At 65.6% G+C, this 22,654-nt stretch carries 20 protein-coding genes; 6 read left to right on the forward strand and 14 right to left on the reverse strand.

Annotated features, from left to right (window positions below; all coding sequences use genetic code 11):
• Nucleotides 1-57: 57 nt before the first annotated feature.
• On the reverse strand, nt 58-246 hold the full coding sequence (locus KF785_07465) for a hypothetical protein (GenBank protein ID MBX3146598.1): 189 nt from the start codon (nt 244-246) through the stop codon (nt 58-60).
• A gap of 230 nt (nt 247-476) precedes the next feature.
• Here KF785_07465 and KF785_07470 point away from each other — a divergent pair, with 230 nt between their 5' ends.
• The gene (locus KF785_07470; GenBank protein ID MBX3146599.1) at nt 477-1,922 is read left to right on the forward strand and encodes a magnesium chelatase; all 1,446 of its coding nucleotides are present in this window, start codon (nt 477-479) and stop codon (nt 1,920-1,922) included.
• Nucleotides 1,923-1,927: 5 nt separating this feature from the next.
• Here the strand turns inward: KF785_07470 and KF785_07475 are convergent, their stop codons facing one another.
• A complete protein-coding gene (locus KF785_07475; GenBank protein ID MBX3146600.1) occupies nt 1,928-2,581 on the reverse strand; it encodes a cytidylate kinase-like family protein in 654 nt (217 codons plus the stop codon).
• A complete protein-coding gene (locus KF785_07480) occupies nt 2,578-3,861 on the reverse strand; it encodes an MFS transporter (protein MBX3146601.1) in 1,284 nt (427 codons plus the stop codon). The genes KF785_07475 and KF785_07480 overlap by 4 nt, the downstream gene beginning before the upstream one ends.
• A gap of 98 nt (nt 3,862-3,959) precedes the next feature.
• Between KF785_07480 and KF785_07485 the strand changes: the two genes are divergently transcribed.
• Genes KF785_07485 through KF785_07495 form a run of 3 tightly spaced genes read left to right on the forward strand, consistent with a single transcriptional unit; the run spans nt 3,960 to nt 6,393 of the window.
• On the forward strand, nt 3,960-5,252 hold the full coding sequence (locus KF785_07485; GenBank protein ID MBX3146602.1) for a VWA domain-containing protein: 1,293 nt from the start codon (nt 3,960-3,962) through the stop codon (nt 5,250-5,252).
• Nucleotides 5,253-5,303: 51 nt separating this feature from the next.
• Complete coding sequence (locus KF785_07490) at nt 5,304-5,681, forward strand: DUF2384 domain-containing protein (GenBank protein ID MBX3146603.1); 378 nt, start codon at nt 5,304-5,306, stop codon at nt 5,679-5,681.
• A complete protein-coding gene (locus tag KF785_07495) occupies nt 5,668-6,393 on the forward strand; it encodes an RES family NAD+ phosphorylase (GenBank protein MBX3146604.1) in 726 nt (241 codons plus the stop codon). Before KF785_07490 ends, KF785_07495 begins: the two co-directional genes overlap by 14 nt.
• A 41-nt stretch (nt 6,394-6,434) precedes the next feature.
• Here the strand turns inward: KF785_07495 and arsB are convergent, their stop codons facing one another.
• The 7 genes from arsB to KF785_07530 all read right to left on the reverse strand — a co-directional run bounded on the left by arsB (nt 6,435) and on the right by KF785_07530 (nt 12,935).
• Nucleotides 6,435-7,541 carry an ACR3 family arsenite efflux transporter gene (arsB, locus tag KF785_07500; GenBank protein ID MBX3146605.1) on the reverse strand — a complete coding sequence of 369 codons (1,107 nt, stop codon included), beginning with the start codon at nt 7,539-7,541 and terminating at the stop codon, nt 6,435-6,437.
• A 139-nt stretch (nt 7,542-7,680) separates the two neighbouring features.
• Nucleotides 7,681-8,430 carry a metallophosphoesterase family protein gene (locus tag KF785_07505; GenBank protein ID MBX3146606.1) on the reverse strand — a complete coding sequence of 250 codons (750 nt, stop codon included), beginning with the start codon at nt 8,428-8,430 and terminating at the stop codon, nt 7,681-7,683.
• A gap of 54 nt (nt 8,431-8,484) precedes the next feature.
• A complete protein-coding gene (locus KF785_07510) occupies nt 8,485-9,372 on the reverse strand; it encodes an arsenite methyltransferase (GenBank protein MBX3146607.1) in 888 nt (295 codons plus the stop codon).
• Between the two features lie 44 nt (nt 9,373-9,416).
• Entirely contained in the window at nt 9,417-9,740 is a 324-nt protein-coding gene (locus KF785_07515) for a helix-turn-helix transcriptional regulator (protein ID MBX3146608.1), read from the reverse strand.
• 35 nt (nt 9,741-9,775) lie between these two features.
• Nucleotides 9,776-10,990, reverse strand: a complete 1,215-nt coding sequence (gene chrA / locus KF785_07520) for a chromate efflux transporter (GenBank protein ID MBX3146609.1) — start codon at nt 10,988-10,990, stop codon at nt 9,776-9,778.
• Complete coding sequence (locus KF785_07525) at nt 10,980-11,480, reverse strand: DoxX family protein (protein MBX3146610.1); 501 nt, start codon at nt 11,478-11,480, stop codon at nt 10,980-10,982. The genes chrA and KF785_07525 overlap by 11 nt, the downstream gene beginning before the upstream one ends.
• Nucleotides 11,481-11,486: 6 nt before the next feature.
• Entirely contained in the window at nt 11,487-12,935 is a 1,449-nt protein-coding gene (locus KF785_07530) for a M48 family metalloprotease (protein MBX3146611.1), read from the reverse strand.
• 145 nt (nt 12,936-13,080) lie between these two features.
• Here KF785_07530 and KF785_07535 point away from each other — a divergent pair, with 145 nt between their 5' ends.
• Nucleotides 13,081-13,599: a histidine phosphatase family protein gene (locus tag KF785_07535; protein ID MBX3146612.1), complete on the forward strand. Its 519-nt coding sequence runs from the start codon at nt 13,081-13,083 to the stop codon at nt 13,597-13,599.
• Here the strand turns inward: KF785_07535 and KF785_07540 are convergent.
• The 3 genes from KF785_07540 to KF785_07550 all read right to left on the reverse strand — a co-directional run bounded on the left by KF785_07540 (nt 13,559) and on the right by KF785_07550 (nt 17,704).
• Nucleotides 13,559-14,782, reverse strand: a complete 1,224-nt coding sequence (locus KF785_07540) for a VanZ family protein (GenBank protein MBX3146613.1) — start codon at nt 14,780-14,782, stop codon at nt 13,559-13,561. The two genes, KF785_07535 and KF785_07540, sit on opposite strands and share 41 nt — an antisense overlap.
• 70 nt (nt 14,783-14,852) lie before the next feature.
• Nucleotides 14,853-16,841 (reverse strand): hypothetical protein, encoded by a 1,989-nt coding sequence (locus KF785_07545; GenBank protein ID MBX3146614.1) that lies wholly within the window; start codon nt 16,839-16,841, stop codon nt 14,853-14,855.
• Entirely contained in the window at nt 16,838-17,704 is an 867-nt protein-coding gene (locus KF785_07550; protein MBX3146615.1) for an SDR family oxidoreductase, read from the reverse strand. Before KF785_07550 ends, KF785_07545 begins: the two co-directional genes overlap by 4 nt.
• A 153-nt stretch (nt 17,705-17,857) precedes the next feature.
• Between KF785_07550 and KF785_07555 the strand changes: the two genes are divergently transcribed.
• Nucleotides 17,858-19,000 carry a beta-lactamase family protein gene (locus tag KF785_07555; protein ID MBX3146616.1) on the forward strand — a complete coding sequence of 381 codons (1,143 nt, stop codon included), beginning with the start codon at nt 17,858-17,860 and terminating at the stop codon, nt 18,998-19,000.
• Between the two features lie 44 nt (nt 19,001-19,044).
• On the opposite strand, the gene KF785_07560 is transcribed toward KF785_07555, so the two are convergent.
• A complete protein-coding gene (locus KF785_07560; GenBank protein MBX3146617.1) occupies nt 19,045-22,653 on the reverse strand; it encodes a hypothetical protein in 3,609 nt (1,202 codons plus the stop codon).
• Nucleotide 22,654 lies beyond the last annotated feature (1 nt).

Consider the following 22,654-nt stretch of genomic DNA (forward strand, 5'->3'; position numbering starts at 1 on the left):
AATGAGCCCCGGCACCAGAAACGCGGCCGGGGCTCTCGAACACTCGTGACGCGACGTTTACTGCGGCGTCTCCGCCGCGGCGGTGTCACGCGCGACCGTCGTGTCGGTCGTGCTGTCGACGGCATCCAGCGAAGGGGCCGGGGCAACGACGGCGGCGGTGTCGACTGCCGGTACTTCTTCAGCCTTCTTCTCACCGCAAGCGGCCAGCAACAGCACCGACGCGGCGGCCAACAGGTACTTGGACATTCCTACTCCTTACGGAACCGAGGGTTACTTTGGTCAGTGGTCGACAGGGGCCGGGGAGCGCTGTTCCACTAGTGTTGAAGATAGGGACCTGGACGCTTTTGTCAAACAGGACAACGACTTAGCGCTACAAGCATCGGTTAGAACCGTCCCGAGCCCACGGCGCGAGAGCCCACAGAAACCCAGCATGGTGTGACTTCGCCTGACGGAGTCCACCGCAGGAATGACAGACCATGGAACGACCCACCACTCTCGGCGGACTGCGTGCCAGTCCATACGTTGGCGCCCGCAGTATCCACGACGAGATCCGCGCCAATCTGCTCGCCGCTCTCGCCCGGGGCGAGACCCTCTTTCCCGGCATTCAGGGATACGAGGACACCGTGGTGCCCCAGGTCATCAACGCCTTGCTTGCTCGGCAGGATTTTATCCTGCTCGGGCTCCGCGGCCAGGCCAAGAGCCGGCTGCTCCGCGGTCTGACCCGTTTCCTCGACGAGGCTATCCCGGTCGTGGCGGGCAGCGAAATCAACGATGACCCCTTTGCCCCGATTTCGAGGTACGCCCGCGACACTCTAGCTACGCATGGCGACGACACCCCGATCGCCTGGCTGCCCCGTGAAGCGCGCTACGTCGAGAAACTGGCCACGCCCGACGTCACCATTGCCGACCTGATCGGCGATATCGATCCGATCAAGGCCGCCAGGGGGGGACACACGTTAGGCGACGAACTCACCATGCACTACGGCCTGCTGCCACGAGCCAACCGCTGCATCTTTGCCATCAACGAGCTGCCCGACCTGAGCGGCAAGATTCAGGTCGGGCTTTTCAATATCATGCAGGAAGGCGACGTCCAGATCAAAGGATATCCGATCCGCCTGGCCCTCGACGTGGCGCTCGTCTTCACGGCCAATCCCGAGGACTACACGGCCCGGGGCAAGATCGTGACCCCGCTCAAGGACCGCATCGGCGCCGAAATCCAGACCCACTACCCCCGCACGGTCGAACTGGGAATGGCCATCACCGCCCAGGAAGCCTGGGTCGATCGGGGCGAACTCGAGGTCCGGACCCCGGAGTTCATGCGTGAACTGATCGAGCGCGTCGCTTTCGAAGCCCGCACCGATCGACGGATCGACAAACGATCTGGTGTCAGCCAGCGCCTCCCCATCAGCCTGCTCGAGAACGTAGTGTCCAACGCGGAGCGGCGCGGTATCATGCGCGGCGAGCGCACCGTCGTCCCGCGGGTGAGCGACTGCTACGCCTCGCTTCCCGCCATCACCGGCAAACTCGAGCTCGAGTACGAGGGCGAACTGCAAGGTGCGGAAACCATTGCCAAGGATCTGGTCCGCCGCGCGGCCCACCGGACCTTCGCGGCTCGCGCCGAGGATGTCAGCCCGGAACAGATCGACCTGGTGGTGGCGTGGTTCGACGGCGGCGGCGCGCTGCGGATCGGCGGCGACGAGCGCACCGAGCTCTGTCTCTCGGCGTTCGAGACCGTCCCGGGACTGGTCCCGCTGGCCGCGCAGGTGGCCGGCGGGTCCGATCACGCCGGCGCGGACCTGGTCTCCGCTGCGGAGCTGACCCTCGAAGCCTTGACCGCGCAGAAACGAATCAGCCGGAGCGACGACCTGGGATGGACGGCCGCGCGGTTCGGGCGGGAACGGCGTCGCGACCCGGACGACTGACCGGATCAGGGTCGGGTCGAACGGCGCTCGAGGGTTTCGTGAGGCCAACGGATTTTGGCCCGCCCGACGATGGTATCGACGGTCTGATCGATTCCGAGCGCTGCCGTGTTGAGTACGAGATGATACTTCGATGCGTCGCGCCAGTCGCGGCCGTAATAGAACTCGTGATACCTCGCCCGCGCCGAATCCGAGCGCGCCACCTCCGCAGCAGCCTGATCGGGCGTGCAACCGGTCCGCGATACGATGGCGTCGATCCTGGCCTGACGCGGCGCGACGACTTTGACATGCAGCGCGTCCCGCTCACCTCCCAGTACCGCCGACGCCGCCCGACCGACCAGCACAACCCGTCCTTCCCGACTCGCGTCGGCCACCACCGCCTCAGTCACCCGGACCAGCTTGGCCTCCTCCAGTTCGGGCACATCGTCGGATGGCGCCGCCTGAATTTCCGGCGCAGCCTTGCTCAGCGCGCGTACCAGGCGTTCCACGAAACCGGGGGCCCGCTCTTCCCGCTCGGCCACCTCCTCCGGGGTCAGGCCGGAACGGTCGGCAATCTGATCGATCAGTTCGTTGTCGACCACGCGCCAGCCCAGCGCAGCCGCAACCCGACGAGCCACCAGCCCGCCACCGGCACCGAACTCACGCGACAGCGTAATGATCATGGCGCACTCCCGGTCGCTGGAGCTTCCGCGTTGGCGGGAGGCGGAGGTCGGAAAAAGCCCATTCGCCAGGATACCGTCGCCGCAACGATCAGACAAATCGCTCCACCCAGCCCGATGGCAAACGACGGCCCAAACCGCTCGCCGATCCAGGCGGCCTGCGCCGAACCGAACGGTGCCATCCCGATGACGATGAAGGCGTAGAGCCCGACGACCTGGCCGCGGATATGGTCCGGCGCGCTGGTCTGCAGAATGGTGTTCGTCATGATTGCGTTGAGCGCCATGCAGAGGCCCGCCACGACCAGCAGCGTGGCCGACGCCACGTAGGAATGGATGATGCCGATCAGGAGCAGACTGCCACCGAGCCCGAGCCCCGCCGTAAACGCCACCCGCTCCCGCGGAAATCGCTGACCGATCGCAGCGAGCATCAGCGCCCCGCACGCCGCACCGATACCGAAAGACGCCAGCAATCCGCCGAACCCCTCGACCTCGACACCAAGCGTCTTTCGGGCAAAGGCGGGCAGGATGGCGGTCAATGAAGCACCGAACAGCGTGAACGTGGTCGTGAGAATCACCAGTGCGCGCGGCAACCGGAGCCCGAAAACATGATCGATGCCGGCCCGATAGCCGGTCCGCCGAATGGCCGGGGGAGCCGCTCCCAGGTGCGCATCGATCTTGTAGAGACCGATCAGGACCGCAAGGAAGCTCGCGGCGTTGATGAAGAAGCAGGCGGCCGAGCCCAGCATCGCGCTGACGAGACTGCCCAGCGCCGGTCCGAAGACACGAGAGAGGTTGAAGGCAGAGCTGTTGAGGGCAATCGCGCTCATCAGGTGAGGCTTGCCGACCATTTCGACCAGGTACGCCTGGCGAATCGGGATCTCAAATGCACTGATCAGCCCGGCACACACCGACAGCAGGTAAATCAAAGGAACCGTGATCCACCCCATCACCGTCAGCACGCCGAGCGCCAGCGCTTCGACGAGAAAGAGGGTCTGCAGCGTCATCAGCCAACGACGCTTGTTGACCCGATCCGCCACGATTCCGCCATAGAGCGTGAACAGCAGCACCGGCAAGGCGTTGAGCGTGACGACGAGCCCGGTCTTGAGGGTGGAATCGGTGAGCTCGAGCACCAGCCATGAGAGCGCCACCGTCTGCATCCACGAACCGCAAAGCGAGATGAACTGACCGGAAATGAAGAGCCGGAAGTTGCGACTCTGAAGCGCACCGATCGAGAGAAGACCCCGCCCGACGGATTCGCCGGCCCGGCGTAAGAGAGGGAGCACGGACCGGAAGATAGTCACGCCCGGAATTCGGGCAGGCCTCAACCCTCCACTCCGCACTTCCCGTTGCCCGGACCGTCCGGATACGGCACCTTATCTGGATGCGGTACACGACCTACACCAAGTTCACCCCGGGACTGGCCGACGCGGTCAATCTCCAGGCATTGCTCGATCAGCTCGGGGACTTTCTGCTTCAGTCCGGATTTGGGGGCAGCGAGGCGGAATGGCCCTGGTGGGCACCGCCGCCGGAAGGGGGCGACCACTCGCTCGACGCCCTCCGCCAAGCCATTCTGGACGCGCTGCTCCAATCCGGACAACTGACCCCGGAGATGGTGCGCTACCTCCGGGGTGAGCCTTCCGGCGACGACGCCAAGGACGCCGAACTCGCCGCGCAGCTGGCCGCCCTGATCGATGCGCTGATCGAACGACTGATCGCCGAAGGGTACCTCAAAACCCGCGAGCTGCCCCAAACCCCGACCGGGTACTCCGCGGTCGTCGGCCCTGGAGGGCAGGCCCGCGCCGCAGCCGAGCAGGTCCATTTCGACCTGACCGACAAGGGTCTCGATTTTCTCGGCCACCGCACGCTCAAGCACTTGCTGGGCGCCGCCGGAAAGGCCAGTCTCGGCGCCCACGAAACCCGGCTGCTTTCCACCGGCATCGAGGCCGAAGGTTCGTCCAGACCCTACCAGTTCGGCGACACCCTCAACCTCGATGTGCCTGGCACCCTGGCGAGCGCAATTGCCCGCCACGGCCTGTCGGTGCCCCTCGAGCTGGACTACGACGACCTCCAGGTCCACCAGTCCGAGTACCGCTCGTCGGCCGCCACGGTCCTGATGCTCGATTGTTCGCATTCGATGATCCTCTATGGCGAGGACCGTTTCACACCGGCCAAGAAAGTGGCGCTGGCGCTCACCCACCTGATTCGAACCCAGTACCCCGGCGACACTCTGAAAGTCGTGCTCTTCCACGATCGCGCGGAAGAGATCCCCCTTGCTGCGCTGCCATCGGCCCAGGTCGGGCCCTACCACACCAATACGGCCGACGGGCTCAAGCTGGCGCGCCGCCTGCTGATGGCCCAGAAGAAGGAGATGCGGCAGATCATCATGATCACGGACGGCAAGCCGTCCGCCATGACGGCGCCATCCGGACACGTCTACGTCAACGCAGTCGGCCTCGACCCCGAAATCCTCGAAGCGACCTTCCGCGAAGTGGCCGCCTGCCGGCAGAGCGGCATCGTGATCAACACCTTCATGCTCGCCCGAGAACAGAGCCTGGTGGCGTTCGTCAAGCGGGTCTCCGAGATCTGCCGCGGCAAAGCCTACTTCACCAACACGATGACCCTGGGACAATTCATCCTGATGGACTTCATGCGACGGCGGACCAGCCGGGGGTAGGCCGACCCTAGAATTGCCCCAGAAACAAATCGCACATATTATTTCTACAGAATGAGCCACCCTTTCCGATCAGCCGCCCCGCTGCCTGCCCCGACGCTTTCCAAAGCCGTCGTCCGGGCCGCGAGCCATCTCGGCCTCAATCAGAGCGAGCTCGCCCTGACCCTCGGCATCAGCCGCGCCTCGGCCTCACGACTCGTCGCCGGCCGCTATCAGCTCTCGCCGACCCGAGGTAAAGAATGGGAGCTTGGCGCTCTGCTGGTGCGGCTTTTCCGTTCCCTCGACGCCCTGGTCGGCCATGGCGACGCGGCCACGATCTGGCTCCGGGGACCCAACCGCGATTTGAACGGAACCCCGATTGCCCTGATCGGGACGACGGAAGGCCTGGTCCGGGTCATCCACTACCTCGATGCGGTCCGTGGCCGAGTCTGAACCTGTTTCAGGCCGGCTCGAAGTGTGGCGGGCGGTCGAAGCACAGCACGTCGTGGCGACCATGGCCCTAGTGGACACGGCCGATGAACAGCGCGTGCTGGAAGAAATCCTCGAAGCCCACAAGCCGGCGGTGCCTGCCGAGGCGTCCCGGCTCCACTATCTGCTCTTCACCCCATTCCGCTACCCGACCAGCGAGTTCGGCTCGCGCTTTCGAGCGCCGCATGATCCCGGCGTGTTTTACGGCGCCGACGCCGTCCGCACGGCCTGCGCCGAGGTGGGCTACTGGCGCTGGCGTTTCCTGATGGCGAGCCCGGCCTTGCCAGAACTCGAGCCCCGTGAGCAGACCGTCTTTCAAGTCCAGCTGCGCGGTCCCGCCATCGACCTCCGCGAACCGCCCTACTTGCGCCGCCAACGCATCTGGACCGATCCGGACGACTACACCGGCTGCCAAGCCATGGCGCGCAAGGCACGCACCAAAGGCGTGCAGATCATCCGCTACCGGTCGGTCCGCGACCCCGAGCATGGTGGCTGCGCAGCGGTACTGACCCCTGCGGCATTCGCCCGGCGAACGCCGCTGAAACTGGAGTCCTGGTACCTGGCCGTGGCCCGCGACCGGGTCCGCTGGTTCCGGGGACGACTCAGCGGACCCGGACGGCACTTCGAGTTCCTCATGTCGGCGAGTACCGGATTCGACCGCGAACCGGCGGAATGACTTGCCCCTGCCGCCAGCTGCCCTGCCGAACGATCCACCCGTTACGCCGCCCCCGCGGCAATCTCATGGCCGAAGAATTTCCGACGGAAGTAAAGACTCACGTGCACCAGCCCGATCAGCACAGGGACCTCCACCAGCGGTCCGACCACGGTAGCAAAGGCAATCGGCGACGTGATGCCGAAGACGCCGATGGCCACGGCGATTGCCAGCTCGAAGTTGTTGCCTGAAGCGGTGAAAGCCAGGGTCGCTGAGCGCGAGTAGTCCGCGCCGACCTTCCAGGCCATGAAAAAGCTGGCCAGGAACATCACCGCGAAGTACGCGCTGAGCGGAATGGCGATCCACAACACGTCGAGCGGCTGGTTGATGATCCTGTCACCCTGCATGGAAAACATCACCACGATCGTGAACAGCAGTGAGATCAGGGTGATCGGCGAGATTCTTGGAATGAAAACCCGATCATACCAGTCGCCGCCCTTCATGGGCACCAGGATGACCCGGCTGAGAATGCCGGCTGCGAAGGGAATCCCGAGGAAGATCATCACGCTCTTGAAGATCTCGCCGATGCTGACCTCGACGACCATCCCTTCCAATCCGAACAGCGGCGGGAGGACGGTAATGAAGACCCAGGCGTAGAACCCGAACGTGACGATCTGGAAAATGCTGTTGAGTGCGACCAGGCCCGCCGCGTACTCGGTGTTCCCTTTGGCGAGCAGGTTCCACACCAGCACCATGGCGATGCACCGAGCGATGCCCACCATGATCAGTCCGACCATGTACAGGCCCCAGCGATCATCCGGGCCAAACAACGTCGGGGCGATCCAGCCAAAAAACGCCACCGCGAGCGCGAACATCAGGACCGGGCCGACGACCCAGTTCTGCAGCAGCGACAGGCCGACGATCCTCACGTCGGAAAACACCTTCGGCAGCATCTCGTACTTCACCTTGGCCAGCGGCGGGTACATCATCAATATCAAACCGAAGGCGATCAGCAGATTGGTATGCTCACCAACCGTTAGCGCCTGATTGAAACGATGAACGCCGACCGGAGCAAGGTAGCCGAGCAGTACTCCGAGACCCATTGCGGCGAAGATCCAGACCGTCAGGTAGCGGTCCAGCAGCGACATCTTCCCGGCGACGCCTTGGCTCATGATGCGGTCCTGTTATTGGTACGTTCCATAGACTGGAGATCCGATCGTGCACGCCCTCGAGTACGGGGTGGTCTCGGGGAATCGTGCTCCTCACTATGCGTCGCGGATGACCGTCGAGATGGCCCGAACCACGATCGGACTATGCGGCCCCGCCGCGACGCAGTTCCTCGGCAAAACGACCGGGCAGCTCGCTCGCCAGAATCGCGGTCGCCGCCCGGTCCAAGTCGTAGTCGACCCGGATGAGCGCAACCGTGAGTTGCTCCGCACGCGCATCGACCAGGGCATAGCCGGCGCGTGGATCGCCGTCCTTCGGGCGCCCGACGCTCCCGGTGTTGAGGTAGTGAATGCCGTCGACCACGCGATGCCACGGACGATGGGTGTGACCGAAGGCGATCAGGTCGCCGGTCCGGGCACCGGCATGCGCAGCCATCTTGCGACAGAAGTCGTCGGGACGGTCTTCGGTCCAATAGACGGTGTTGAGGGTCGGCGTGCCATGCACCAGGATCAGTCGTGGACCGGCGGCATGGCCGCCTCGAACCCCGACGTCGATCCGAAACGGCAACGCCGCAAGGCGCCGCTTGGTCTCTGCCGACACGTGGCGGCGAGTCCAGTCGTAGCTCTGATGACTGGCGGCCTCCTGCTCCAGATTTTCGTAGCGGCAGCCACAGTGGCTGTGATCGAACCCGACCGTCGAGTCATAGTTGCCCGCCACACCCGGCACGGCGCGGCGGTCGAGCAACGCCACCACCTCGTTGGGCCAGGGTGCGTATCCGACCAGGTCGCCGAGGTGGTAGATGGCCGCATCAGGGAAGCGGGCGTCGATGTCCGCCAGGACCGCTTCCAAAGCCGGCAGGTTGGCATGAATGTCCGAGACTAGAGCATATCGCACTGTCACCTCACCATTTCCACTCCGGGCCGGTCACCCGCGTCCGTGCCTGCTCGTTCATCCCGCGACCAACCCCGGCTTGCGGGCTCGCACGAACGCACCCATGACACGCCCGTCGACGTCGTGTGCCAGCCGATCAGCATCGAGCCCGGCTCCGGCCAGCAACTCGCGCGCATCCTCGAAGCGGTAGATCCGGGTCGGCTCGATCGAGCTGTCCGCAAACCCAGCCTCGGCCAGCAGTCGGAGGAAGGTTTGCTCCTCGAGCGCACCGGCTACGCAGCCGACCCACAGCTCCATGCTCTGCCGGACGTCTGGCGGCACCTCGCCGCGAATCACGACGTCCGACACGGCAAAACGCCCCCCGGGACGCAGCACCCGGAACGCCTCACGCAAGACCCGCCCCTTGTCGCCCGACAGATTGATGACGCAGTTGGAGATGATCACGTCGACGGAGGCGTCGGGCAGCGGAATCTGCTCGATCTCACCCTTCAGGAACGTCACGTTGGTCGCTCCCGCTTCCCGCGCATTGTCGCGCGCGAGCGCCAGCATCTCGTCCGTCATATCGAGACCATAGGCGTGGCCGGTGGGACCGACCCGGCGCGCCGAAAGCAGCACGTCGATCCCTCCCCCCGAGCCAAGATCGAGCACCGTCTCACCCGGGTGCAACTCGGCCAGTGCCGTTGGATTGCCGCAACCGAGCGAGGCCAGCAGCGCCTGCGCAGGAAGACCAGCCGTCTCGACGGTGTCGTAGAGGTTCGAGGTAATCGGGTCGGCGCAGTCGGAGCCAGGCCCCGCTCCGCAACAGCCGTTGGCCTGGCCGGCCCGGACGCGCTCGGCGGCGGCGCCGTACTTCTCGCGAACCACGGTGCGGATCTGCCCCGGCTCAGCGGCCTTGTTGTCGCAGCATCCCGGAGGGCAGCAGGCCTCGGATGTTGGATCACTCATACGTCCTCCCCATCAAGAAAACTTGATATATCGAGCACAAAAAATCAGCCACAGCACTTCGAATCGGCGGACCCCGTCGCGGTGAAGGTCGGCACTAGGTCCTCCAGGGCCCCTTGCAGGTCGCTCAACGCTGCCGACCGAACTGTGTAGTAGACCCAGCGCCCCTCCCGACGGTCCGTAACGAGACCTGCGTCCTTGAGCACCTTGAGGTGAAACGAGAGCCGTGACTGGGCCGCATCCAGCACGCCGGTCAGTTCGCAGACGCACCGTTCCCCCCCGCGCAGCAAACCGAGGATCTGCAAGCGGGTCGGGTCGGACAGGGCCTGGAACAAACGGGCGGTCTCAACGCCGGTGGTGGCAGCGGTCATGATCTCAATGTATCAACAATAGTTGATGAGTCAAGTCACCACCGGAGCAGCCCGACCCGGATCAGCCCGACGACGGCGCCGACCAGGACGAGCCAGGCCACGCCCAGCCGGAACCGCCAGAGGAGTATGAAGGCCGCCAGCCCCAGGAAGATTGCGAATGGGTCATGGAGGGCCGTTCTCGCCATCAGGCCAGTGACCGCCGCCATCAGCGCGAGCGAGGCCAGGTTGAGTCCATCGAGCGCCGCACCAACCGTGGCCGACCGTCGCAACCGCGGAATCAGCGGACCACTCAGCGCCACGAAGACAAAGGCCGGCAAAAAGATCCCGGCGGTGCCCACGAGTGCGCCGATCGGGCCCGCAAGCCAATAGCCAATGAACGTGGCGACGGTAAAGAGTGGCCCGGGAATCACCTGGCCAATGGCCACGATATCGAGCAACTGGCTCTCCGAAATCCACCCCAGGCGCTCGACGAAGTCGGCTCGCAGAAAGGCAAACAGGACATAGCCGCTGCCAAAGAGAACGGCACCAATCTTTGCAAAAGTGAGGAAAAGGGTCGTCAAGCTGAAGCCGATGGCGCCTGTCGCAGTTGCGATCACGCCTGCGGCGGCCATCGCTTTGACGGGTTCTGCCGAGGCAGGTTCCGACCGCAAAACGACCAGCGACGATACGACGGGCATCGTGGGGCCGGCAACGATTCGGCGGCAGGCAACCATGACCAGCGCGGCGGCCGCGAGAACAGCCAGCTCATGCACACCTAGCAGTATTGCCACCAACGATGCCAAGCCCAGCACCGCCGCTGCGACATCCTTGACTGCGGTGCGCCCAAGCCGCCACACTGCATGAGCAACCACGGCAACGACGATGGGCTTGATACTCTCGAGCACGGCGGCCGCATCGGGAACGCTGCCGAACCGCCGGTAAAGCTCCGCCAGTCCAACAGCAATCAGCGCGGCTGGAAGGATGAAGCAGACGCCCGCCGTCAGCAGTCCACGCCAGCCGGCGCGCAGATAGCCGATATGCAGTGCCAGCTCGGTCGAGTTCGGTCCGGGAATCAGGTTGGTGGCCCCGACGAAGTCGAGGAACGTGCCGCGATCGAGCCAGCGGCGACGTTCGACGACTTCGCCTTCCATCATGGCAGTGTGGGCGGCCGGTCCACCGAAGGCGATCGTCCCGAGCTTGAGAAAGACGGTCGCCAACTCTCGAAGGTTGCCCGCGGGCTCCTGTGCCGGCCCGCCCGGTTCAGCTGCCATCGCCTGGTGGCGGACTGCCACCCCTCACCCCCCGCCGCGATCGAATCTCGTCCAGCGACCACGCGCCAGCGCCAACCGCGAGCAGGTACAGCGAACCAAGCGTCATTGCAAAGTCGGTGCGTCCCTCATGCGCGAGGCCCCACCACCCGTAGTAGGGAATCTGGCGGACTCGGAATGGTCCCAGGTCCGCACCGAGGAGGATCGGCAGCTTGGTCGTCAGAAACGCCACCGCCATGATGCCAAGCAAGGGTACCACGGCCAGGCGAACGGCCAGGCCGGCGAGCACCATTGCGCCGGCCCCAATCTCGATGGCGCCCACCAACGGACCCAGGACCTCCGGGGTGGGAATCCCGATTCGGGCAAAGCGGCCGGCCCCAACTTCCGCCGGAAACAGAAACTTCTGGATTCCTTCCGACAGAAAAACCCCGCCCACCATGATTCGAATGAGCAGGGTTGCCGGAAACTGACTCCAGCCCCGGGAGGATGTCATGCGGACCTACTGCACTCGCTTCACCATGGTACCCGACTTGAGAACGTCAGTCGTTGCATTCGCCCCATTGATGTAGGCAACCGCGGTGACGGAAGCCTGGCTCGGGTACTGCCGGTGGAACTCGTCGACCGTCATATCCCGGGTCAGCCGCACCAGGCGAATGCGAACCGGCTGCCTGGCAAGCGCCGCCTGATCGGTCAGCCGCCCGAAACTCTGGATCGACTGACTCAGAACGTTTCGGTATGAGGCCCACTGCGCAGCAGGAGTATAGCCCAGCAACTGGAAGGTGTTCCCGCCGTGGGACACGTAGCTGACCCGCCCCGCAACCACGCCGCCTTGCGTCTGAGCTTGAAACTCGGCAGACGCCGCCGGCAAACCGTTGATCGAGGCGTTGGAGGTTGCCCCTGCCTGAATGCCCTGCTGACCGAGGAACTGGGTCAACGCCTGTGCCGGCGCCGCTTTGCCAGGTACGCTGAGCACCACCATGGCGTCCTGCCCGCTGCTGACACCCACGACCGCCGCCGCCTGGTTCTGCGTCTGCCAGCCGTTGGGAAAGTCGAAGCGAAACGCCATGTCGGGATGATTGAAGCGGGTGCCCTCGAAGAACCCATGGCGGGGGTTCTCGCCGAAAACGAGGCCATCCATGCGCTGGATGAAGGCATCACGGTTGAGTTTGGCCTTGCTGAAATCAACCGTGACCCCTGCCAGCCGCTCTTCGGTCCTGGCAATTCGATTCTCAGGATCCGGATGAGTCGACAGCCACTGCGGCAGTCGACCCTCCGCGGTGGGGCCTCCGCTGACGCGACTCAGCATGGCAAACATGCTCTGCATGGCCCGGACGTCGTAGCCGTCATTGAGTGCGTACTTGAATCCCAGGTCGTCAGCCTGCGTTTCCGCATCGCGACCGTATTTGAGAAACATCAGTCCGAGCCCCTGGCCCGCGACGCCGGCAATCGCGGCGACTTCACTGCTCAGAATGCTCCCGACCCCCAGCAGGCCCTGCGCCAGCTGAGTACGGGAGATCTGCTGCACGGAATGCTTGGCCGTGATATGGCCGATTTCATGGCCGAGTACCGACGCCAGTTCCGCTTCGTTCTGCATGAAGGCGAGGATGCCGCGAGTCACGAAGATCGGCCCGCCCGGCAACGCGAACGCGTTGACGGCGGCATCGTCGACGACCTCGAACGACCATGGCAGACCGGGGCGCTCCGACTCACGGGCCAGGCGCATCCCGATGGTCCGGACATACTCCTGCAACGCGGCGTCCTGGACCAGGCCCATCGACTGACGCACCTCCTGGGCACCCTGTTGCCCCATTGCGATTTCCTGCGACTCGGAAACGAAGGAAAGCTCGCGCCGCCCCGTTACAGGATTGGTGGCGCAGGCACCGGCAAAGCCGGCCAGCAGGGTCGACAGCACGACCGTACGCACCAGGCTTCCAGTCTGCAGCATCATCGGTTGGACTCCATTGGCCATGGTCGACTTCGGGTTGACCGAACATCTATCTTTCAGACGATCGTTAACCGCCGCCTGACACATCCTTCGGGTTATGATCGCGACCTCGGACAGCGGCGGCAAGGGGTCCCAACAGGGAGGACGTATGGTCCGAACCGGATGGCTGCTGGCACTCGCCGGCCTGCTGTGGCTACCAGCCAGCACGGCTGCCCAGGAGGCAACGACGGTGTTCGTGGTCCGGCACGCTGAGCGGGCCTCGAGCGAGACCGACTCACCCCTCAGCGAGGTGGGGCGGACTCGCGCATCTGCCCTGGCCCACGCCCTGGCCAGCGCTCGGATCGACGCGATCTTCACATCCCAGTTCAAACGCACCCAGGAAACCGCCGCTCCGCTGGGTGCCGCGACGGGCCTGGCAGCGCAAACCGTCGACGCCCGCGATCAGGAGGCTCTGGTCAAGGCCATCGCCGCTCTGCCTCCCGGCAGCCGCGTGCTGGTCGTGAGTCACAGCAATCTGGTGCCGGTCATCGTGACCCGGCTGTCCGGGCAACCTGTTCCGGAAATGACCGAGGCGGAGTTCGACTGGCTCTATCAGGTGACGATGACGACGCCGGGAAGGGGTACGGTCATCCCGCTTCGCTACGGCGGGCCGTCAGCGAAACATTAGCCCACTCGTGCTGGCCCGCCACCCGGTGCGGGTCGGCCTTACCCAGCAAGGCCAGCACATAGGCGCGTTGCCGCCAGAAGAGCAGCGCGCCGATCCAGACGGCAAAGCCGAGGAGTAATCCTTCTATCAGGCTTGCGCCGTACCCCGGCGAGAACCCCCGCAACCCGATCAGCACGCCCCCTGCAGCCGCGCTCGAGGTGAGAGCACCGACTCGTCCGATCGGGGCCCGATCCGCAGCCCGGCTCAGAATCTCCGCAGTGGCGTAGCCGATCACACTGCATACGGCCATCAGCTCGAGGAGCTGCAGAATCCCGGCATTGCCCAGCTCACGGACCGGACGGCTGGGCAGCACCCCGCCTTGCCAGGTCGCGGCTAGGTCTACCACCGGCCAGAGCGCCACGCAGAGGAGATAGACCGTCAAGGGAACCAGGGCCCGCCGCACCGTTGGCACTTCGTATCGTCGCCCGTCCGGTTCGGCTCGGGTCAGGTACTCGCCCAGCAAGAGCACGCCCAGCGCGACCGAAAGCGAACACGAGATCAGAAAGGTCGGTTCGAGAAACCAGCCCGGAGCAAGCCCAACGGCAAACAGCAAACCGCCGAACAACGCGACCACGACCTTTGGCACACCTCGTGGCACCAGATGATGCCGCGCAACCGAAGCAAGGATCACCGCCACGCCGAGCCCGACGAGCCCGAGCAGCCAGCGGCGAACCGGATCACCGTCGTGACCCAGACCGGACAGCCACAGGAGCGGAATGGTGAGGTACACCAGCCCCATCAGCGGCAAGTCGAGGGCGAGTACCCCGACCCGAGAGCTGCGCATCAGCGTCCGCCGGATGGCTTGGTAGACGAGCCCGCCAAGCCCGGCGCCGAGCGTATTGGTCACCAAGTCGATCAGGGAGGGAGACCGCGCCGGCAGCAACTGCTGCAGCAGTTCGACCGACAAGCTGAGCCCGGCACCGATCAGGACGGGCTGCCAGCGCCCGGCAAACGCCACGACGAAGCCCAGGGGTACGAAGAGAGCGATGTTCTGCACCACGTCGGCGACGGTCGCAAAGCCGACCAGCCGGAGTCCGGTGGGCGGCTCGAAGCCAAACGGCACCAGGGTCACGACGACGATGACAACGACGAGATACCAGGTGAGGGCCAGCCCGAGGCGACGTTGGGTTCGATCGATCGTCACGCCTAGCCTTCGATACAGGACACGATTCACGCTGTCGAAGTATCGGCGTCCTGGCCGGGCAACTTGAGGCTCAGCGGACCAGTTCGACCAGGGTCTGGTTGGTGCCCACGCCGAGGAGCCGGCCATCCGGCTGGCGGTTGAGGCCGAGCAGGAACACGCTGGTAACGGGCGTCAGCGCGGTCCAGCGAGCCCCGTGGAATCGGAGCATGACGCCCTCGTGGCCAATGGCGTAGTACTCGGTCGGCCCGACGGCCGCGATGGCCCGCAGCTCGACGTCGGCAGACGACGGCACCGGATACCAGCTCTGCCCGTCGAAGCGAATGGCAACCCCTGCCTCGCCCACTGCCACAACATCGCGCGGCCCGGTACCGACCACCGCACGCAAGCGCAGCGCGGTCGGCGTTGGCAAGCGCTCCCAGCCGATACCGCGATAGCGCAGGACGATGCCGCTGTCGCCCACGGCAAAGACATTGCGACCGTCGACTCCCCAGATGTGGCGGATGAAAGCGGTCGTCGGCGTCTGGTGGAGACGCCAGACACCGCCGACCCGCTGGATCACGGTGCCGCGATCGCCCGCCGCAAAGACGGCATCGGGATCCGTCGGATCGGCCCAGACCGAGCGGAGGAGCACGCGGGTCGGCGTGAGTTCCGTCTGCCACTCCTCGCCGCGCTTGCTGAGCGCAAGGCCGCTGTCGCCCACGACCAACAGATCGCCAGACGCGGTCAGGGCCATGCCGTAGAGATCCCGACGCAGGAGCGGGCCGACCCGCTCGAACCCGGATCCGGCCCTGCGCAACAGGGTCCCCGCGCCTCCCGCCAGATAGACCCGACCATCCGCACCAACCGCGGAGGCCGTCAACAGCGGCGAAGACGCGGAGAGCTGCCAGCCTGCCATCGAGCGTTTGATGACGGTGCCGGCCCAGGCCACCGCCCAAAGCGTGCCGGAAGGATCGAAAGCAGCAGCGCGCAGATTCTCGATGGTGGCCTGCTGGGGCGCCTGGGTCCACGCCACGCCGTTGAAACTGATGACCGCCCCGGTATTGCCGACCACCACGATGTCACTCTTGTTGCGCCCGGCAATGCCGAAGAAATCGGCCTGGCTGGGTACCGCGACCGGTCGCCATCCGGTGCCGTCGTAGTGAAGCACGGTGCCGCGAATCCCGACGGCGTAGATGTCGACGGCAGAAGTGCCCCAGAGGCCGAAGAGCACCAGCCGAGTCGGCGACTCCATGGGGCGCCAGGTGGCACCGTCCCACGTCAGGATCACGCCGTTCTGGCCGCTGGTGAACAGCTGATCAGGAGCGGTACCCCAGACCGCCCAGAGTTCCGACGCCTCTGCCCCCGGCATCTCGCGCCAGGCGCCTCCTTCGCGCGCAAACGCGATCTGCGCACCGACGATGTAGACATGATTCGCGTCGAGCCCCCAGACGGCCAGCAGCGCCTGCTCGGTATCGAGGGAGAGGTTGCGCCAGACCTGGCCGTCGAAGTGCATGGCCGCCCCGCGGGCGCCAACCGCATAGACGTCGTTTGCCGAGCTGCCCCACACCGAGGTGAGGTCCGCAGTGGTCGGCGTCGACATCTTCTCCCAGCTCACTCCCGCATCCCGGGTCACCAGCACCACGCCATCAGCACCAACCGCGAAGATGGTCGATGCGTCGGCAGCCCAGACGCCGAGCAGGCTGGCATCCGTCAGACCCTGCGAGGCCAGCACCGGCTGGCGCGATGGCAGCGGAGCTCGCACCTCGACGATCGAGGTGCGGCGGCCGATCTGAAACAGTGCCTCGACATCGGCGACTCCCGGAGCAAGGGCGGTCATGCGCGGTCCGGTCAGGCCGACGACACTGGGGTTCGAAACCCGCAAGCTCATCGGCTGACTCGGCTCGGCACGCAGGGTCACCGTATCGCCCGACTCGAGCCAGAGCGCGGCCGGCAGCAAGGTGGGCACCACATCGGGCAGCGGCGTCCCGTCCGGTGAGGTCGGGTCACGATCGAGGCATCCGCTCGAGCCAACTGCCAGCAGAGACCAGGTCAGCACCGCGAACGGTCGAAGCAGCTTCACGCCAGCTTGCGCTCCAACCGCGCCAGGACCGACCGGATCACGAAGTCGGTGACCCGGTCCGGCATGAATCGCGTCAGGGCCGCGCGCATCTTCGCATCCTTGCCGACCAGATATCTGGTCCTCGGTCGCTCCGCGCGCATCGCATCGACGACGGCATCGACGACTGCCTCGGGCGGCACCCCGCGTCGAGCGTTCAGCTCCAGCAGCTTGCCCAGGAAGCGCAACTTGTCGCCGTATCGCGCCTCCGCGCTGGGCGGCATCGGCGGAGCAGCGGAAAGCGCGGCGAGCCCCTTCTGCCAGATCGGTGTCCGCACGGCACCAGGCTCGATCACGACGACGTCGATCCGGTCCGGCGCGAGCTCCAGCCTCAAACCATCGGTGAGCGCCTCGACCGCAAACTTGGACATGCAGTACGGCCCGACGAACGGAGTGACCGCCTTGCCGGCAATCGACCCGATATTCACGACCCGGCCCCGGGCCCTTCGAAGCAATGGGATGGCGGCCTGCGTCACCGCCAGGAGGCCAATCACATTGACCTCGAAGACGCGCCGGACCTCATCGAGCGGAACGACTTCGAGCGGCCCGCCGCCCGCAATCCCGGCATTGTTGATAAGACCCGCCAGACCGGCCCCGCCGAGCTGACTCTCGATGCGAGAGAATGCGGACTCGATCTCGCCGGCATCCGTTACATCGAGTGGAATCGGCTCGAGCCGGGGCGACGCCTGACCTCTCAGTCGGTCTCCATCAACTGATTTTCGGACACCGGCGTACACGGTGTACCCGAGACGGTCCAGTTCGAGCGCACAGGCCTCGCCGATGCCGGTCGACGCACCAGTGACGAGCACAGCAGGATGGCTTACCATCCGCGGAATCTAGCGGAGGCGACAGACCGTCGTTGCCAGGCCCGCCGACTGACGAAACCAGTCACAGTGCGGTATCGTATGAGGTTCGTCGCCCGCGGATGCGGGTGCCCGATGTTCCCACGGCCAGATCAGCCCTGATTGAAGGAGTTCCCGATGCGTCGTGCTCCGCGACTCGTCCTCACTGCCGCGTTTGCCCTCCTCCTGAACGCCCCGATAGCGGCCCAAGGGGGGCGATTCGACCTCGATCGAACCAAGACAGTCCTGACCGGGATGATCGAGCAGATCATCAAGGAGCGCGGGGTACCGTCGATCTCGATTGCGCTCGTTCGGGGTGACTCGATCGTCTGGAAGGCGGCCTTTGGCTATGCCAATGTTCGGACCAAGACTGCGGCCACGCCTGAGACGATCTACAGCACCGGCTCGACCTTCAAGGCGGCGACGGCCACAGCGATCATGCAGCTGGTCGAGCAGGGCAAGCTGCAACTCGATCACCCGGTCAATCGGTATCTCGGTGACGACCGGATTCAGGACCGACTCCAGAGCGAAAAGGCCGTCAACTTTACCCACATTCTCTCGCACTGGTCGGGACTGACACCCGGCGCCACTACCAAGCCGATTTGGGGGCGCGAACTGCCCAAGCCGCTGGGTGCGATGACAAGCACGCTCTACTCGATCCGGGCACCGGAAACGAAGTACGAGTACAACAACTTCGCATACGGCATGGCGGGTCTCCTGATCGAGAAGATCTCCGGCGTCGAGTACGAACAGTATATGGTGACCAATCTGCTCAAGCCGCTGGGCGTTGCCATCGAGCACCCGATCGCACCATCACCGGAAATGGTCGAGCTGATGGCGCTGCCCTATATGCCGGGTGGCGCGAGCGGTAAGCCTCGTCCCGTCGCGCAGGTGCACTTCGACGTCTACCCGGCTGGCGACGTGTACCTGACCGCCGAGGACATGGCCAAGTTCCTGGCGATGCACCTGAATGATGGCATGTATCGTGGCAAGCGGATCATCTCGGAAGCGTCGGCTCGGAAGATGCGGGAGCCGCAGTTCGGCGGAAACTATGGTCTGGGCTTCGGGATCCAGAAGGATTCGACCAACGGCAACACCCTGATCCTTCACAGCGGCGGCATCCCGGGGCAGAGTTCCTGGATGATCGGCGACGTCGACGCCAAGGTGGGGGTCTACTACATGTCCAACTCCGGGGCCCCGGTCGGACTCGGCATGGCCGCGATTCGGTTGCTGCGCGGCGAGAACTACGTCCCGCCGGCCGCCGGCGCCAGCCGCGACTGATCAGCGCCCCGGGGCGGTCTGCGCCGCCCCGGCACCGGCTGCCGCTACTCTACCCGCTCGACGATCGAGCGCACGCCGTCGGAAAAAGTGACGTCGAACCGCCGGCTCGAGGTCCAGATCGCAGCCGACCCGCCGCGTGCGAACGAGAGGATCTCGCCGGTTGCCGCGTCCCGCACCATCGCCACGGGATAGGTTGCCGCATCCCAGGTCAGACCGGCCTGGACCGGGCTGGGCGCCCTGAGCGCTACCGCCGGGGCCCTCAACTGGAGCTTGCCGGTGCCTGCCGCAGCCAATCCCTGCACCGAGCGACGCTCGGCCGAGCCGGCCGGGCCGACGACCCGAAGCCGGACGAGGTCGCGATCAGCCTGGGCATCGAGAGGGAGCGCGGACGAGAAGTGCTCCTCCCGTTCCTGGTCATTATGCGTTTCATGCACGGCAATCGGATAGTTGAAGAGCAGTCGTCCGTCTGCGGCATAGCCCTCGACCCGGTACGGGCTGCTGGTCGGGGCCAGGGGTGTCGGCGCGGCCAGCCGCAGGGCCGGCTCGAGCTGGATACCGTTGGCCGTGATCCGACCCCATACCAGCAGCGCACCAACCGTGTTCGCCGAGACCGCCATCGGTGGCGCATAGTTCGGATTCGACTGCCGATAGGCAATCATCGCACGCCACGTGTAGTCGCTGATCCAGTCCGGACTGCAGTAGCCCATCAGGTCGAAGTGGCCGGTCGGCGATTTGAGGCCCATCGTCGCCAGGTCGAGGCCCCAGCTGCCGATGGCGCCACCCGCATGAGGATAGTTGGCGTCCGCGCCGGAGACGCCGCCGCACGGCGCATGTGATCGGCCCATGTTGTGACCAAGCTCGTGCGCCATGACGCCCGAGCCGCTGGGCAGGTGATCCCACCCGATCGAAGCCAGCCAGCCTCCTCCGACGTATCCCATGCCTGCGATGCCGCTGCCGTAGGTCGTCTTCACCACGCCATAGTAGTAGCGACTGCTGGCATCCGCAGTGCGCAGGTTACGAACCTCGAGCAGGATCGTGCCCCAGGCCCCGTTGCCGTTGTTCGATTGCAGCACCGGCGCAGTCGTCGTGTAGACCGCCCTCACGTCGGCACTGTAGGCGGCAATCGGCAGCATCTTGAGAGACTGCGCCAGGTACTGCGCCATGTTGCCTGCCGTCACGTTGCCCTGCAATGCATTCGCCTGCTGCAGCACCGGTACGAAGCGCACTTGCCAGGTCGGCAGGGTCCGCACATCGACGGTCACGGGAGTCCCTGAGACCGGGTACTGGTTGTCGCTCTCGTTCGACTCAGGCACGGCGTCCGTCGGGTCGACGTCGGCCAGGACTCGCAGGTTGGGCTGCACCAGGGCGCCTGGGACAGCAAGGTTCCAGGAACTCGCCAGCGTGCCCTCGTTCACGCTGAGCGGTGCACTGGCACCAGGTGCCGCAATCGTCGAGGTCTGCACCAGCGAGGCCCCGTGATAGAGGCGAACCCGCACCGCGGGGGTTGCGGTATTGGCCTGGTTGGCACGCACAAAGACGCGCAGATAGGCGTCCCGTCCGGTTACGAGCGGTGTGGTTCCGTCATACTTGGCGATCGGCTGGGTCAGGTACATCCCGTCGATCGTCAGGTTGAGCGTGGCCCCCGGCGCCGACACCGAGTAGGTAATCGCTGCGGAGCCAGTGCCACCACTCGGAACGGTAACGTTCTGCGACAGCGGCGTCGGGGCATAGGTAGTTGCCCCGGACACAACGGCCGCCGCCGCCACGGAATAGCTGCCCGGCGTCAGCCCGCTCAGCACCTGGCTACCGGTCAGCGCCTGCGAGTAGCCTCCCGGTCCGGTGACCTGTACGCTCGCCAAGGTTCCGCCAGGCAGCCCCGAGACGGCGACCGACAGCGAGCCTAACGCAATCGTCGCATAGGTCACGGTCGCGGTGCCGGTTGCACCCGCCGTCACCGCGCGAGACTGCGATGAAGGACTCGCCAGGTAGACTTGCCCGCCTGACGAGACGTTGGACGCTGTGACGGTGTAGCTCCCTGCGGCAAGACCAGTCAGTGTCGTCGTCGCCGTAACGGCGCGACTGAACCCTCCCGGTCCACTGACCTGCACCGCAGCGCTGGCACCGCCCGGCAGGCCGGCAACGGTCACCGTCAGCGAGCCAAGGGTCGGTGCATAGGCAACCGTTCTGACTGCCGTACCGCCGATCGTGACCGAAGCGGTCTGCGACGAAGGCGTCGGTTGATATACCTGCCCGCCAGAGGAAACCGCTCCCGCAGTAATCGTATAGAGCCCCGGCGGCAGCTGGCTCAATCGACCTGTCGCAGGCACCGATTGAATGAAACCACCCGGTCCGCCAACTGTGACGGCGGCCGCGGTGCCGCCTGGCAGCCCGCTGATCGTCAGATCCAGGGAACCGACCCCCGGACTGTAGCCAACTTGCCGGACCACGGGATCGGCCGAGGCGCTGATCGAGACCAGTTGCTGCGCAGGCGCGGCCACGTAGAGCGACCCTCCCGTGACAACATTGGCCGCGGCAATCGTGTAGACACCTGGCGTCAGACCGCGGAGCGTTTCGGTCGCGACCACCGCGCGCAGGTAGCTGCCCGGGCCACTGACCGTCACACTGCCGTCGGTGCCGGCCGGGAGTCCGTCGACCTGGACTCGCAGGGTGCCGCTCGCCAGCCGGAACTGGACCTCGGCGGTCGCAGCAACGGCGCCGGCCACGACGTCGACCTGATCCGGGCTGGCCAGCCCGGCAAAACGATCGCCGGCAACGGTCACCTCGGACGCAGCAATCCGGTAGCGTCCAGGCGTGAGGCCCCTGACAACGGTTGACACAGCAAGCGTGCGCACGAGCCCATCGGGCCCTTCGAGCCGGATCGAGGGTTCGGTCCCTGGCGGCGCATCACGAACGGTCAGCGCCAGCCGACCGGTCACCTGTCCGTAGTCGATGGCGGCAGGTGCAGCAACCGGACCAGGCGTGATCAGGACCAGGAGCGAGTCGACGGTCGGGGCAAACCGATCTTCGTCGATCTGCACCGAACGTGCCTTGACGAGATAGACGCCGGGGTGCAAGCCGCGCAGCTCATCCGTCCCGGTCGCGCTGCGTGCGGTGCCTTCGGGTCCAGAAACGACGATATCGGCGGCGCCATTCGGAACCCCGGCGACCAGCAGCGCCATTCGACCAGTCGTCGGAGTGTACTCGACCGTGACGCTGGCCGTTTCGTTCGAACGAACCGCGACGGTCTGCGTCACGGGCGCGCCACGGTAGCCGTCGCCGCTGATGTTCTGATCGGCCGCAGCCACCGCATAGGTGCCGGGGGGGAGGCCGGTCAGCGTCTCAGACCCGGCGATGGTCCGGGTGAAACCGCTTGCACCTGTAATCGTGACGCTTCCCTGCCCCCCGGTTGGCAGCCCCTCAACCGCAACCGAGAGACTGCCCGGTCGGGCCGGTTCCGGCCCCAGGCCGCCTTGCTCGGTCCCGCCGCAGCCGGCCAGGAGCGCAGCCAACAGCAGGGGAATAACCCGGGCAAGCTGCAACGGTCGACCCGCCCGGCCGGTTCGAGCCGCGCCGGCCGTCGGGCCTGTAACTCCCGCAGTGACAAGAGGATCGTCTGAGGCTGGGGGGTTGGGGGTGCGAGTGGATCGGCGCATG

It is taken from the genome of Gemmatimonadales bacterium, assembly GCA_019637315.1.
In the GTDB taxonomy this organism is placed as follows: domain Bacteria; phylum Gemmatimonadota; class Gemmatimonadetes; order Gemmatimonadales; family GWC2-71-9; genus SHZU01.

Coding starts and splice junctions, on each gene's coding strand:
- KF785_07465 (MBX3146598.1), bottom strand. CDS start 246: ATGTCCAAGTACCTGTTGGCCGCCGCGTCGGTGCTGTTGCTGGCCGCT.
- KF785_07470 (MBX3146599.1), top strand. CDS start 477: ATGGAACGACCCACCACTCTCGGCGGACTGCGTGCCAGTCCATACGTT.
- KF785_07475 (MBX3146600.1), bottom strand. CDS start 2,581: ATGATCATTACGCTGTCGCGTGAGTTCGGTGCCGGTGGCGGGCTGGTG.
- KF785_07485 (MBX3146602.1), top strand. CDS start 3,960: ATGCGGTACACGACCTACACCAAGTTCACCCCGGGACTGGCCGACGCG.
- KF785_07490 (MBX3146603.1), top strand. CDS start 5,304: ATGAGCCACCCTTTCCGATCAGCCGCCCCGCTGCCTGCCCCGACGCTT.
- arsB (MBX3146605.1), bottom strand. CDS start 7,541: ATGAGCCAAGGCGTCGCCGGGAAGATGTCGCTGCTGGACCGCTACCTG.
- KF785_07510 (MBX3146607.1), bottom strand. CDS start 9,372: ATGAGTGATCCAACATCCGAGGCCTGCTGCCCTCCGGGATGCTGCGAC.
- KF785_07515 (MBX3146608.1), bottom strand. CDS start 9,740: ATGACCGCTGCCACCACCGGCGTTGAGACCGCCCGTTTGTTCCAGGCC.
- chrA (MBX3146609.1), bottom strand. CDS start 10,990: ATGGCAGCTGAACCGGGCGGGCCGGCACAGGAGCCCGCGGGCAACCTT.
- KF785_07525 (MBX3146610.1), bottom strand. CDS start 11,480: ATGACATCCTCCCGGGGCTGGAGTCAGTTTCCGGCAACCCTGCTCATT.
- KF785_07530 (MBX3146611.1), bottom strand. CDS start 12,935: ATGATGCTGCAGACTGGAAGCCTGGTGCGTACGGTCGTGCTGTCGACC.
- KF785_07535 (MBX3146612.1), top strand. CDS start 13,081: ATGGTCCGAACCGGATGGCTGCTGGCACTCGCCGGCCTGCTGTGGCTA.
- KF785_07550 (MBX3146615.1), bottom strand. CDS start 17,704: ATGGTAAGCCATCCTGCTGTGCTCGTCACTGGTGCGTCGACCGGCATC.
- KF785_07555 (MBX3146616.1), top strand. CDS start 17,858: ATGCGTCGTGCTCCGCGACTCGTCCTCACTGCCGCGTTTGCCCTCCTC.
- KF785_07560 (MBX3146617.1), bottom strand. CDS start 22,653: ATGCGCCGATCCACTCGCACCCCCAACCCCCCAGCCTCAGACGATCCT.